The sequence below is a fragment of the Rathayibacter sp. YIM 133350 genome (assembly GCF_037404875.1).
Classification (GTDB): Bacteria; Actinomycetota; Actinomycetes; order Actinomycetales; family Microbacteriaceae; genus Orlajensenia.
The window spans coordinates 106,761-119,323 of the sequence record NZ_JBBELO010000019.1 but is presented as its reverse complement, the minus strand read 5'-3'; the positions used below and the strand labels follow the sequence as shown (position 1 = coordinate 119,323).

Below are 12,563 nucleotides of genomic sequence, written 5' to 3'. Positions count from 1 at the left end.
CGCTCAGGAGAAGATGAGGAACAACGCGTACGCGATGACCGCGGAGGGCAGGATCGAGTCGAGCCGATCGAGGAACCCGCCGTGTCCCGGCAGCCATGAGCTCATGTCCTTGATGCCGAGATCGCGTTTCAGCAGCGACTCGCTGAGGTCTCCGACGGTGGCGGAGAGCAGGATGGCCAGGCCGAAGACGAGACCGAACCACCACGGCTGGTGGAGCATGAAGACGGCCAGCAGCACGCCGCCGAGCAGGCATGCCACGACCGCGCCCGCGAAGCCCTCCCAGGTCTTCTTGGGGCTGATGCGCGGCGCCATCGGATGCCGGCCGAACGCCAGTCCGCTGGCATAGGCCCCGGTGTCGGCGACGATCACGAGGATGAGGAATGCGAGCACCCACCACTGTCCACCGTCCGCGCGCACGAGCAGTGCGGCGAAGCTCGTGAACAGGCCGAGGTAGACGATCACGAGCATCGAGGCGCCGATGTCGCGCACCAGTTGGGCAGCGCTGACGTGCCGCCCGGGCAGGAGGCTCTCGATCACGCGCCAGGCGATGACGAGCACGATGGCGCCCAGCATCCCGAGCCACTGGCCCGTTCCCGCCCAGAACCAGGTGAAGCCGATCATGGCGAGGCTGCCGGCGATGGCCGGAATGATCGGGACCATCCGGCCCGACTTGCGCAGGGCCTGCACGAGTTCGTAGCTCGTGAAGAACACGATCACCGCGGCGAAGGCCAGGAAGAGCTCCTTCACCACGATGAGGCTGAACAGCATCGCGAAGCCGAGAACCAGGCCGATCAGGATGGCGAGGATCAGGTTGCGGCCCGTGCGCGCCTCGATGCGCTCGTTGGTCGCGTCGATCTGGGCACGGGTCGCCTCGAACTGGCGCTCGATGTCGGCGCGGGTGGCCTGTACCTGGGCGCGCAGGTCGCTGCGACGTTTACGGGACGGGCCGCCCTGCGGGCCGTCGGAGGGTTGGCTCATCGACGCCTCAGATCTCGAGCAGTTCGGCTTCCTTGCGCTTCAGCGCCTCGTCGATGGCATCGACGTGGGACTTCGTCACCTGCTCGAGCTCCTTCTCACCGCGGGAGACCTCGTCGTCGCCGACCTCGGACTTCAGCGCGTCGAGCTCGTCCTTCGCCTTGCGGCGGATGTTGCGCACCGAGACCTTCGCGTCCTCGGCCTTGCCACGCACGAGCTTGACGAACTCCTTGCGCCGCTCCTCGGTGAGCTCGGGCAGCGTCACCCGCACGATGTTGCCGTCGTTGGACGGGTTCGCCCCGAGGTTCGGGGTCTCGCGGATGGCCTGCTCGATGTCCTTCAGCGCGCTCTTGTCGTACGGAGTGACGATGAGGGTGCGCGCCTCGGGGTTGGCCAGCGACGCGAGCTGCGCGAGCGGGGTGGGGGTGCCGTAGTAGCTCACCAGGATCTTCTGGAAGAGCTGCGGGTTGGCGCGACCGGTGCGTACCGATGCGAAGTCGTCCTTCGCCACCTCGACGGCCTTGCTCATGCGGTCAGAGGCATCGGACAGAACATCCGGGATCACGGCGACTCCTTCTTACGTGGCTTGGTACGAGCTTAGTTGCTGACGATGGTGCCGAGTTCGCCGCCGAGCAGGGCAGCGGTCACGTTGCCGGCCGGCTGCATGCCGAAGACCTGCATCGGCATGCCGTTGTCCATGCAGAGGCTGAACGCGGTCGAGTCCACGACCTTGAGGCCGCGCTGCAACGCCTCCTGGTAGGTGATGCGGTCGATCTTCTTGGCATCGGGGTTGGTGCGGGGGTCGGAGTCGTAGACGCCGTCGACCCCGTTCTTGGCCACGAGCACGGCATCGGCATCGATCTCGAGGGCGCGCTGCGCGGCGACGGTGTCGGTCGAGAAGTAGGGCAGGCCCGCTCCGGCGCCGAAGATGACGACCCGGCCCTTCTCGAGGTGGCGCTCGGCCTTGCGCGGGATGTAGGGCTCGGCGACCTGCGTCATCGAGATGGCGGACTGCACACGGGTCTCGAGCCCGGTCTGCTCGAGGAAGTCCTGCAGGGCGAGGGAGTTCATCACCGTGCCGAGCATGCCCATGTAGTCGGCACGCCCGCGGTCCATGCCGCGCTGCTGCAGCTCCGCTCCGCGGAAGAAGTTGCCTCCGCCGACCACGATGGCGATCTCCACTTGGGCGGCCGCCTCGGCGATCTCGCGCGCGAGCGCGCTGACCACGTCGGGGTTGACGCCGAGGGCGCCGGCGCCGAAGGCCTCTCCTGAGAGTTTGAGCAGAACCCGGCGGCGCGAATGCGTACCTGACATGAGCGAGGGAGTCCTTCCGTTGGCTGATCTAAAACTAGGGCATGGAAAAGGGAGCCCGGATGGCTATCCGGGCTCCCTTTTCGTTGAACCTACGCTCCGACCTTGAAGCGGGCGAAGCCCGTCACGGTCAGGCCGGCGTCGGAGAGGACCTTCGCGACCGAGAGCTTGTTGTCCTTGGCGTAGTCCTGCTCGAGCAGGGCGACCTGCTTGAAGTAGGCACCCAGGCGACCTTCGATGATCTTCGGCAGGGCGGCCTCCGGCTTGCCCTCCTCGCGGGAGATCTGCTCGACGATGCCGCGCTCCTTCTCGACCGCGTCGGCCGGGACGTCCTCGCGGGCGAGGTACTCCGGGTTCGCGAACGAGATGTGCTGGGCCACGGAGCGTGCCGTCTCGGCATCCGTTCCGGTGTAGCCGAGCACGACGCCGACCTGCGGGGGCAGGTCCTTCGACGTCTTGTGCAGGTAGATCGAGAAGTTCTCGCCGGAGACGAGCGCGACGCGGCGCAGCTCGACCTTCTCGCCGAGGATCGCCGCCTCCTCGTCGATGATCTCTGCGACGGTCTTGCCGTCGGCCGGGGCGGCGAGGGCCGCCTCGACGCTCGAGGCACCCGAGGCGGCCACGGCGGCCAGCACGCGGTCGGCGAGCGCGACGAACTTGTCGCCCTTGGCGACGAAGTCGGTCTCGCAGGCCAGCTCGATGAGCGTCGCCGTGCCGTTGCCGTTCTCGACGGCGGCCACGAGGCCCTCCGACGTTGAGCGGTCGGCGCGCTTGGCGTTGCCCTTCGCACCCTTCAGGCGGAGGATCTCGACCGCCTTCTCGATGTCGCCGTCGGCTTCCACGAGGGCGTTCTTCGTGTCGACCATGCCGGTGCCGAGGCGCTCACGCAGGGTCTTGACGTCTGCAAGGCTGAAATTTGCCATGTGTGTTCTGTCTTTCCTCTCGGATTACTCGGCGGCGGCGGGGGTCGCGTCGGACTCCGACGCGGTGCCGGCCTCGTCTGCGTCGGCCTCGGCGGCGGGGGCTGCGTCGAGAACCTCGACGACCTCGGCGACCTCAGCGGCCTCGGCGCTCTTGCCGTCGACCTTGTCGTTCTCGGGCGAGGACTGCGCGGGCGTTCCTGCCTGAAGCAGCTCGGCCTCCCACTCGGCGAGGGGCTCAGCGGCCTCGGAACCCTCTTCGGGCTTCTGGTGGCGCTGGATGAGGCCCTCGGCGGCGGCGTCGGCCACGATGCGGGTCAGCAGGGCGACGGAACGGATGGCGTCGTCGTTACCCGGGATGGGGTACTGCACCTCGTCGGGGTCGCAGTTGGTGTCGAGAATGCCGATGACGGGGATGCCGAGCTTCTTCGCCTCGTCGATCGCGAGGTGCTCCTTCTTGGTGTCCACGACCCACAGCGCCGACGGGGTGCGCGTGAGGTTGCGGATACCGCCGAGCGACTTGTGCAGCTTGTCGAGCTCGCGCTTCTTGATGAGCAGTTCCTTCTTCGTGAACCCCGACTTGGCGGTGTTCTCGAAGTCGAGCTCCTCGAGCTCCTTCATGCGGGCGAGGCGCTTGTTCACCGTCTGGAAGTTGGTGAGCAGGCCGCCGAGCCAGCGCTGGTTGACGTAGGGCTGGCCCACGCGCGTCGCCTGCTCGGCGATGGCCTCCTGGGCCTGCTTCTTGGTGCCGACGAAGAGGATGGTGCCGCCGTGGGCGACCGTCTCCTTGACGAAGTCGTACGCCTGGTCGATGTAGGCGAGCGACTTCTGCAGGTCGATGATGTAGATGCCGGAACGCTCGGCGAAGATGAACCGCTTCATCTTGGGGTTCCAGCGACGGGTCTGGTGCCCGAAGTGCACGCCGCTGTCGAGCAGCTGGCGAATGGTGACGACGGCCATGAGCCGTTCTCCTTTGTTCTCAGTTGTCGCGATCGAGCGGATACCCGCCGCGCCTGGTGCCCGGCGCACGTCCGCCAATCCCCTGGAGGGGCTGGACCGAGTGGAAGTGAGAGCCGAATGGGCACGCGTAGTCAGCGCACAGGGCGCTGCTTCTCCCACTCTACCAGTTCTCATCGGGCTGCCCCGCCGAGCAGGACTCCTCCCCCGCCCGGAAGGCGTCGGCGCGCGTCCCCATCCCCGCTCATCCCCGACGCCGGCGCCATCCGCGCCCGCACCCTTGAGGCATGCGCGCTCATCGGCCTCTCCCCCGCCTGCGTCCGACCGGCTTCGTCCCGCTCACGGCCCTCGTCCTGCTGCTCTCCGGAGGCGGCGCTCCGACCGCCGTCGTCGGCGCGTGGGCGGCGACCCCGCAGGGCGGGCACGCTCCGGCCGCCCTCGTGGGGCGCTGGCCACTGTCAGCGCCGGTGCGCATCGTGCAGGAGTTCCGGGCACCCGCCAGCCGCTACGCAGCGGGACACCGCGGTGTCGACTTCGCGGCGACGGCGGGCGCACCGGTGTTCGCCGTGGCCGACGGCGTCGTCTCGTTCGCGGGGACGGTCGTCGACCGTCCGCTGCTGTCGCTGGACCACGGCGGAGGCGTCATCTCGAGCATCGAGCCGGTCACCGCATCCGTCGCCGCGGGTGAGCGCGTCACGCGGGGCCAGCAGGTCGGCGTGGTGGACTCGGGCGGTCACTGCGGCAGCACCTGCCTGCACCTGGGCGTGCGCGTGCACGGGGAGTACGCCTCACCCCGCCTGCTGATCGGACCGCTCCAGCGGGCCGTGCTGCTTCCGGTGCGCTGAAGAGGTCAGGGGCCGCTCGAGCAGGGGTCGACCCGCTCAGGCGCGGGGGTGCGCCAGGCGGTAGCTCTCGCGCAACCGCTCGGTGGAGACGTGCGTGTAGATCTGGGTGGTGCCGAGGCTGGCATGCCCGAGCAGCTCCTGCACGGCGCGCAGGTCGGCGCCGCCGTCGAGCAGGTGCGTCGCCGCGGTGTGCCGCAGCGCGTGCGGACCCGACGGACCGGTGCCGGGAACATCGGCCAGCAGCCCTGCCACGAGGGCGTACACCGTGCGGACTCCGACGCGCCGGCCACGAGCGCCGAGGAACGCCGCCGCGACGTCGGGCGCATCCGACCGGGTGGCCAGTGCCGGCCGGCCGCGTCGCAGGTAGTCGCTGAGGGCGGATGCTGCGGGCACGCCGAACGGCACGACACGCTGCTTGGACCCCTTGCCCGTGACCCTCACGGTGAGCCGGTCGAAGTCGATGTCGTCCACGTCGAGGCCGACGAGTTCCGAGACGCGCAGCGCCGAGGCGTAGAGCAGCTCGATGACCGCCAGATCGCGCAACCCGACCGGCTCGCCCTCTTCTGCACGTGCAGCGAGGCCCTCGAGCAGGCCGTCCATCTGGGATCGGGTGATCACCCGCGGAAGGGTCTGAGCGGGCTTCGGCGAACGCAGCCGGATGCCGGGGTCGCCCTCCAGCTGGCTCGTTCGCGTGAGCCACGCGGTGAAGGCCCGCGCCGAGGCGGCATGACGAGCGATCGTCGTACGGGCAGCCTGCTGCTCCGTCGAGCGCCACAGCCAGTCGCGCAGGAGGTTGAGCGAGAGGTCGCGCACCTCGGAGGCGCCCGCCGCCGCCGCGAAGGCCGCGAGTTCGACCAGGTCGCTCCGATAGGCGCGGATGGTGTGCGGCGAGTATCCCCTCTCGAGCGCGAGGTAGCCCGCGAACCGGTCGATGGCGTCGTGCAGGCCGCGCGCCGCGTCAGTCATCGGAAGCCGCGCCCGGCTGCCGCGAGAAGGCGTCGCGCCGGCCCTCGGGCGTGAGCGCCGACATCCGCTCGATGAAGTCGCCGCCGAAGCTCGTCACGACGGGTCCGGGCGCGAGCGGGAGCACCGAGTGCACAACGCGGTCCTCGTAGACGTGCACGAGGTTGATGGACTGGCCGGCATCCACGCCCGAGAGCACGCCGGGTGACGTGCCGAGATCCATGGTGTAGCACGTCGCGGCGGCGACCGAAACGGGGATGCCCTCGAACATGCTCGTCGAGGCGTAGTGCAGGTGTCCGCCGAGGATGGCCCGGATGTCGCTGCCCGCGACAACGGCCGCCAGGCGGTCCTGGCGTTCGAGCTCGAGGATCTGCATCGCCGAGAGCGGGGTGGGCAACGGCGGGTGGTGCAGCGCGAGAAGCGAACCGCGTGGCGCCGGCTCGCTGAGGATGCCAGCGAGCCACTGCAGCTGGGCGTCGTCGAGATCGCCGTGGTGATAGCCCGGCACGCTCGTGTCGAGCACGATGACGCGCAGCCCGCGCACCTCGCGCACGTAGTCGACGGGCGTGCGGGACGGGGCGGGCTCGTCCCAGAGGGCGGAGCGGAACGCGGGTCGGGCGTCGTGGTTGCCCATCACCCAGAACAGCTCGGCGCCGAGCTCGTCGGCGAGGGGCTGGACCAACCCGCGCAGTCGCCGATAGGCGTTCTGCTCGCCACGATCGGTGAGGTCTCCGGTGATCACGAGCGCATCGATCTCGCTGCCGACGGCGCGCAGGCGATCGACGGCGCCCAGGACCGTCGCATCCGTGTCGACGCGACCGTAGAGCCGCGCGTCGTGTGCGAGAAGGTGCGTGTCGCTGAGGTGGGCGACGACGTGCGTCGGCGATCCGTACTGCCCGAACGGCTCGGGAATCATGGCGTCGTCCTCCCCACATCCACGATGGCTGTGGCACCCACGATAGGGCCACGCACCGACGATGCGCGTGACCCCTCGCGCGCCTGCCTCAGGAGCGCAGCCAGCCCCGATCCCCCTGTCGCGCGCTGCCGTCGAGCGACAGCGTGCCGAGAACCGCGACCACGGATGCCGTCGAGAGTCCGGCCCGCCGCGCGATGTCGTCGGCTGTGCGTGCCGATCGTGTCGACAGGGCGTCGATGACCCTCACCTCGTGGCTCGAGCGATCGGCGACCAGCGCGGGCGCGGGTGCGCCGCCGGGCGTGCCGGTGACGAGCTCCGCCATCTCGTCCGCCGTGGTGACGCAGCGCGCGTCGTACTCCCGCAGCAGGCGATGGCATCCGGCAGAGGCCACCGAGGTGACGGGACCGGGCACGGCACCGAGGGGCCGGCCGAGGCTCGCCGCATGGCCGGCGGTGTTGAGGGTTCCCGATCGCCAGCCCGCCTCGACGACGACGGTCGCCCGGCTCGAGGCTGCGATCAGCCGGTTGCGCTGGAGGAAGCGCCACTTGGTCGGCTGCGCTCCGCACGGGAGTTCGGACACGACGGCTCCGCGTTCGACGATCCGTGCGAGGAGGGCGTCGTTTCCGGCGGGGTAGAACCGATCGGCGCCGCCGGCCAGGAACGCGACCGTCATCCCGTCGCCACTGAGCGTGGCGCGGTGCGCGACGGCGTCGATGCCGTAGGCGGCGCCCGACACGATGGCGAACCCGCGTTCCGCCAGGCCGGCCGCGCTGTCGGTCGCGACGGCCGCGCCGTACTTTGTGCACTCACGCGCCCCGACGAGGGCAACGGACCGCCCGAGGGCGGCGAGCGCCGATTCGGACCCGCGATACCAGAGAGCGGCCGGCCCGTGCACGCCGAGGTCGTCGACCCCCGTCGGCCACGCGTCGTCGCCGGGTACGAGCAGGCGCGTGCCGGTGCGCTGCGCCGCAGCGATCGACTGCACGAGCGTTGCCGAACGCAGGCGCGGCCGCCAGCGGGCCAGCGCGTCGGCGAGCCCGCGTTCGAGCACCTCACGCCCTACCGTCGCCTCGGGATCGATGTCGCGCGCGAGAACCGTGGGGCTCGTGCCCGCGAGCACCGCCGAGAGGGCGGGAGCCGCGCCCAGGGCGAGCACGAGAAGCCCGGCCATCCCGTCACCGGGCTCGCCGAGGATGCTCCAGGCGGAACGGGCCACGACCTCAGCGGCGACGTCGTCGTCTTCGACGCCGCCGCGCACCTGCTCGGCCATGCGACGCAGGTCATCGGGCGTGAATCCCAGCGTGCTCATGCGTTCTCTCCCCGCCGCAGGAACAGTGCCTGCCCGATGTGGTCTGCCGTCGGCGAGTCGGCGCCAGCCAGGTCGGCGACGGACCATGCCACCCGCAGCACGCGGTCGTACCCGCGCATGCTCAGCGCGCCGCGCTCCAAGGCCCGGTCCAGCGCGGCCAGGGCGGCCGGCGCGGGACGATGGGATGCCGCACGCAGCCAGCTGCCGGCGACCTCGCCGTTCGTGCTCCACCGGGTGCCGCCCAGTCGCTCCCCCGCCGCCTGCCGTGCCTGCGTGACCAGTTCGCGCACCTCGACCGTGCCGGCCCGCGGCTCGTCCTGGGCGACTTTGAGCCGTGCCGCACTGACCCTCTCCACGCGCAACTGGATGTCGATGCGATCCAGCAGCGGTCCGGAGATGCGGCTGAAATAGCGTCGGCGCGCCATCGGCGCGCAGGTGCAGGATTCCCGCGAGACGCCGTAGAGCCCGCAGGGGCAGGGGTTCGCGGCGAGCACGAGCTGGAACCGCGCCGGAAAGCTCGCGACAGCGGTGGCGCGGTGGATGCTGATCACTCCCGACTCCAGGGGTTGGCGAAGGGCGTCGAGCACGTGGGCTGCGAACTGGGGCGCCTCGTCGAGGAACAGCACGCCGTGAGCGGCGCGCGCGGCGGCGCCCGGGCGGATCTGTCCCGATCCGCCGCCGACCATGGCCGCCGGCGTCGCCGTGTGGTGCGGCGCCTCGATCGGGGGCCTGCGCGGAAGCCGCCCGTCGAAGCCGGCGCCGCTGAGCGAGCGGATGGCGCTCACCTCGAGCGCGGCATCCTCGGTGAGGTCGGGCAGGATGCCCGCGAGCCGCTCGGCGAGCATCGTCTTGCCCGCACCGGGCGGCCCGACCATGAACAGGTGATGGCCGCCGGCGGCGGCGACCTGGAGCGCCAGTACGGCGGCGTCCTGCCCGATCACGTCGGAGAGGTCGCCGAGGTGCCTCGGACGCGATGTCGCCCTTCGCGGCGCGGGCAGTGGGTCGACGGGCTCTGGCGGGAAGTCTCCACCGTGCCAGATCGCCGCGTCGCGCAGTCCGGCGACGCCGATGACGCGCACGTCGGGCACGAGCTCCGCCTCGGGCACGCACGCCGTGGGCACCATCACGGTCCCGTGGCCCGCGCGCTTGGCGGCGGCCACGGCCGGGAGCACGCCCTCGATCGGGCGCAGTCGGCCGTCGAGGGCGAGTTCGCCCAGGTGCACGACACGCTCCACCGATGCCGGCTCGACGTCCCCCGCCGCGGCGAGGCACGCCATCGCGATCGCCAGGTCGAACCCCGAACCGTGCTTGGGCAGGGCGGCCGGCGACAGGTTGACCGTGATCTGGTGCGTCGTCAGCGGGATGCCGGCGTTCTGCGCGGCCGAGCGAACGCGATGCTGCGCCTGCGAGAGCGCCGTGTCGGGCAGGCCGATGAGGAAGAACTTGGGCAGCTGCGCCGTGATGTCGGCCTCGACGTCGACGATGGCCCCGGTCATGCCGATGAGCGCAACGGCGCGCGTGCGCCCGAGCCTCATCACGAGAGCCGCACCAGGTGCTCGATGCTGACCGGGGTGTCTCGAGGGGCGACGATGGCGATGGCATCGAGGCGGATGCGGTGGTGGCGCCCCGAGTCCACGCACCACGCCAGCGCCAGCCGGCGCATCCGGGCGAGCTTGCCGAGCGTGATCGCCTCGAACGGATGGCCGTAGGCCAGGCTCGAACGCGTCTTGACCTCGACGAAGACGATCTCGCCATCGTGCTCGGCGACGACGTCGATCTCGCCCTGGCGGCAGCGCCAGTTGCGTTCGAGCACCCGATAGCCGTGCTGCCGCAGGTAGTCGGCGGCGAGGTCTTCGCCCCACCGACCGAGATCGTCCTTCGCCGCCATGCGCACCTCCGCAGGCAAGCCTGCGGGAGGGGCGGCATCCGTTCAGTGCAGCCGAGCGCGCTGTGAGGAATCGACCGGCACGGCCGGAACTGTGAGCGAGGGGTGCCCCGGGTGCCTACTCGTCGAGGGCGAGTTCCTTGGGGAGCTCGAACTCCTTGGCCGCGAGCTCCTCGACGTTCACGTCCTTGAACGTGAGCACACGCACGGCCTTGACGAAGCGGTCGGAGCGGTAGACGTCCCATACCCAGACGTCGCGCATCGTCAGCTCGAAGTAGAAGTCGTGCTCGGTGTCGCGACGAACGAGTTCGACCTCGTTGGCCAGGTAGAAGCGACGCTCCGTCTCGACGACGTACTTGAATTGCGACACGATGTCGCGGTACTCGCGGTAGAGCGCCAGTTCGACCTCGCGGTCGTAGTCGTCGAATTCGTCCTCATCCATGGTCCGTCAATCCTACGCCGCGCAGGAATCAGAACTGCATGAGCGCCGGTGTGCGCAGCCAGCTGACCCGGTGCAGCGCGTGCGGCCCGTGCTCGTCGATGGCCGCGTAGTGGGCGCTCGATGCGTAGCCCTTGTTCGCATTCCAGCTGTACACCGCCGCGTCCTCGTGCGCCCGGATCATCAGCCGGTCGCGATGCACCTTGGCGATGACGGATGCCGCGGAGACCGAGGCGCAATCCTGGTCGGCCTTGATGCGCGTCATGACCGCAGCCGTTCCGGTGATGGCCGGAGAGAGGTAGTCGTGGTTGCCGTCGAGCACGACGATGGCGCCGGAGGTGTCGACGCCGTCGTCGAGCAGCGCACTGTAGGCGCGGGAAGCGGCCAACCCGAGGGCGACGATGATGCCGTGGGTGTCGACCTCCTCCGCACTGGCGAGGCCGACGCTCGCGTGCAGTACCCAGTCGCGCACGATGGGGGCGAGTTCCTCGCGCCGGGGCTCGCTGAGCATCTTCGAATCCCGCAGGCCCTCGGGGATGATGCGGCGGGAGCGATCCAGCACCGACATGCCCACGGCCACCGGGCCGGCTATGGCCCCGCGACCGACCTCGTCGCATCCGATCACGAGTGGGTATCCGGAACGGAACAGCCGCCGCTCCAGGCTCAGTGTGGGGTCGACGACCGGAGTCATCTCTGGCCGGTTCCCTTCGGGATGCCGGCGAAGGTGTCGGGATAGTCGTCGAGCCACGCCCAGTGATCCAGTGGCCAGCTGACCACGAACGCACGCCCGACGACGTTGTCGACGGGCACGAAGCCCTTGCCCGGGGTGTCGCCGTTGTAGCGCGAGTCCTTGGAGTTGTAACGGTTGTCGCCCATCACCCAGAGTGAGCCGGCGGGAACCACCCGGTCGAAGTCGTCCTTCGAAGCGCGGGTCTCGCCCTCGGGAACGGTGATGTAGGGCTCGTCGAGCGGCACGTCGTTCACGCTCACCTGGCCGAGCGCGTTGCAGCAGCTCACGTGGTCGCCGGGCAGGCCGATGACCCGCTTGATGAGGTGGTCGTTGCTGTCGGGAGCCGAGAGGCCGACGAGCGAGAGCAGCCAGTCGACGCCCGCTGCGAGAGGATTCTGCTGGATCGGCGGCTGCGGCGCGAGCCAGCCGCCCGGATCCTTGAAGACGACGATGTCGCCCCGGTTGATCGGCACGGCATCGGGCACGAGCTCGTTCACGATGATGCGATCGTGCACCTGGAGCGTCTCGCGCATCGATTCCGAGGGGATGAAGAAGGACCGGATGAGGAAGGTCTTCACGAGGAACGAGATGAGCACGGCGACCACGAGGATCACCAGCAGGTCCCGCGCGAAGATCAGCGCACCCCGTTGGCGCCCTCGGCGCGGTCGCAACTGGTCCGCATCCTCTTCTGTGCGAGGCCGCACCGATTCTTCTGTCATTAACGTCTGAACTCCCCACCCGATCATACGGGGCGGGGAGCTCAGGCAGCGCCACGGCGGGCGCGGGAGGCGTCGACTAGTTGTCGCGCTTCTCCTTGATCTTGGCCTTCTTGCCGCGCAGGTCGCGCAGGTAGTAGAGCTTCGCGCGGCGAACGTCTCCGCGGGTGACGACCTCGATGTGGTCGATCACCGGGGAGTGCACCGGGAAGGTGCGCTCGACGCCCACCTGGAAGCTGACCTTGCGAACCGTGAAGGTCTCGCGCACGCCCTCGTTGGAGCGGCCGATGACGACGCCCTGGAAGACCTGGATACGGGAGCGGCTGCCCTCGATGATGTTGACGTGAACCTTGACGGTGTCGCCGGCGCGGAAGTCGGGGATGTCCGACCGCAGTGAGGCTGCATCGACGGAGTCGAGGATGTGCATGATGATTCGCTCTCTGTGCCCGCCACCGGTCGAACACGGACTAGGTGAATGAAGAAGATGTGTGCCGTTCGCGCTTCTCGCGCAGTGCGTGCTCCCCGGAGGCAGAGACGTGCCGCGGCACAATCGACCATTCTGCCACGGATGCGCATCCGCACCAAAACGCGCGGGCT

Annotated in this window: 15 protein-coding genes; 1 reads left to right on the top strand and 14 read right to left on the bottom strand. The window is 69.8% G+C overall.

Annotated elements, in window-relative coordinates; all coding sequences use genetic code 11:
• Positions 1–3: 3 nt before the first annotated feature.
• The 5 genes from WDJ51_RS05795 to rpsB form a co-directional block, all read right to left on the bottom strand.
• Positions 4–978 (bottom strand): phosphatidate cytidylyltransferase, encoded by a 975-nt coding sequence (locus tag WDJ51_RS05795; protein ID WP_337851487.1) that lies wholly within the window; start codon positions 976–978, stop codon positions 4–6.
• Between the two features lie 7 nt (positions 979–985).
• The gene (gene frr, locus WDJ51_RS05790) at positions 986–1,540 is read right to left on the bottom strand and encodes a ribosome recycling factor (RefSeq protein ID WP_337851486.1); all 555 of its coding nucleotides are present in this window, start codon (positions 1,538–1,540) and stop codon (positions 986–988) included.
• A 32-nt stretch (positions 1,541–1,572) separates the two neighbouring features.
• Entirely contained in the window at positions 1,573–2,289 is a 717-nt protein-coding gene (gene pyrH / locus WDJ51_RS05785; RefSeq protein WP_337851485.1) for a UMP kinase, read from the bottom strand.
• Positions 2,290–2,378: 89 nt separating this feature from the next.
• Positions 2,379–3,209, bottom strand: a complete 831-nt coding sequence (gene tsf, locus WDJ51_RS05780; protein ID WP_337851484.1) for a translation elongation factor Ts — start codon at positions 3,207–3,209, stop codon at positions 2,379–2,381.
• A 24-nt stretch (positions 3,210–3,233) separates the two neighbouring features.
• Positions 3,234–4,166, bottom strand: coding sequence for a 30S ribosomal protein S2 (gene rpsB / locus WDJ51_RS05775; protein WP_337851483.1), 933 nt, complete (start codon positions 4,164–4,166; stop codon positions 3,234–3,236).
• Positions 4,167–4,450: 284 nt separating this feature from the next.
• On the opposite strand from rpsB, the gene WDJ51_RS05770 reads away from it, so the two are divergent.
• Positions 4,451–5,008: a M23 family metallopeptidase gene (locus WDJ51_RS05770; protein ID WP_337851482.1), complete on the top strand. Its 558-nt coding sequence runs from the start codon at positions 4,451–4,453 to the stop codon at positions 5,006–5,008.
• A gap of 36 nt (positions 5,009–5,044) precedes the next feature.
• Here WDJ51_RS05770 and WDJ51_RS05765 read toward each other — a convergent pair whose 3' ends face one another.
• From WDJ51_RS05765 to rplS, 9 genes are all read right to left on the bottom strand, one after another.
• Entirely contained in the window at positions 5,045–5,974 is a 930-nt protein-coding gene (locus WDJ51_RS05765; RefSeq protein WP_337851481.1) for a tyrosine recombinase XerC, read from the bottom strand.
• On the bottom strand, positions 5,967–6,887 hold the full coding sequence (locus tag WDJ51_RS05760; protein ID WP_337851480.1) for a phosphodiesterase: 921 nt from the start codon (positions 6,885–6,887) through the stop codon (positions 5,967–5,969). Before WDJ51_RS05760 ends, WDJ51_RS05765 begins: the two co-directional genes overlap by 8 nt.
• Positions 6,888–6,975: 88 nt before the next feature.
• Entirely contained in the window at positions 6,976–8,196 is a 1,221-nt protein-coding gene (gene dprA, locus WDJ51_RS05755) for a DNA-processing protein DprA (protein ID WP_337851479.1), read from the bottom strand.
• Positions 8,193–9,731, bottom strand: coding sequence for a YifB family Mg chelatase-like AAA ATPase (locus WDJ51_RS05750; protein WP_337851478.1), 1,539 nt, complete (start codon positions 9,729–9,731; stop codon positions 8,193–8,195). Before WDJ51_RS05750 ends, dprA begins: the two co-directional genes overlap by 4 nt.
• Complete coding sequence (locus WDJ51_RS05745) at positions 9,731–10,084, bottom strand: YraN family protein (protein ID WP_337851477.1); 354 nt, start codon at positions 10,082–10,084, stop codon at positions 9,731–9,733. Before WDJ51_RS05745 ends, WDJ51_RS05750 begins: the two co-directional genes overlap by 1 nt.
• 115 nt (positions 10,085–10,199) lie before the next feature.
• A complete protein-coding gene (locus WDJ51_RS05740) occupies positions 10,200–10,523 on the bottom strand; it encodes a DUF2469 family protein (protein WP_337851476.1) in 324 nt (107 codons plus the stop codon).
• A gap of 28 nt (positions 10,524–10,551) precedes the next feature.
• Positions 10,552–11,211: a ribonuclease HII gene (locus WDJ51_RS05735; protein ID WP_337851475.1), complete on the bottom strand. Its 660-nt coding sequence runs from the start codon at positions 11,209–11,211 to the stop codon at positions 10,552–10,554.
• Positions 11,208–11,969 carry a signal peptidase I gene (lepB, locus tag WDJ51_RS05730; RefSeq protein ID WP_443218460.1) on the bottom strand — a complete coding sequence of 254 codons (762 nt, stop codon included), beginning with the start codon at positions 11,967–11,969 and terminating at the stop codon, positions 11,208–11,210. Before lepB ends, WDJ51_RS05735 begins: the two co-directional genes overlap by 4 nt.
• 76 nt (positions 11,970–12,045) lie before the next feature.
• Complete coding sequence (rplS, locus tag WDJ51_RS05725) at positions 12,046–12,393, bottom strand: 50S ribosomal protein L19 (RefSeq protein WP_337851474.1); 348 nt, start codon at positions 12,391–12,393, stop codon at positions 12,046–12,048.
• Between the last annotated feature and the right edge of the window lie 170 nt (positions 12,394–12,563).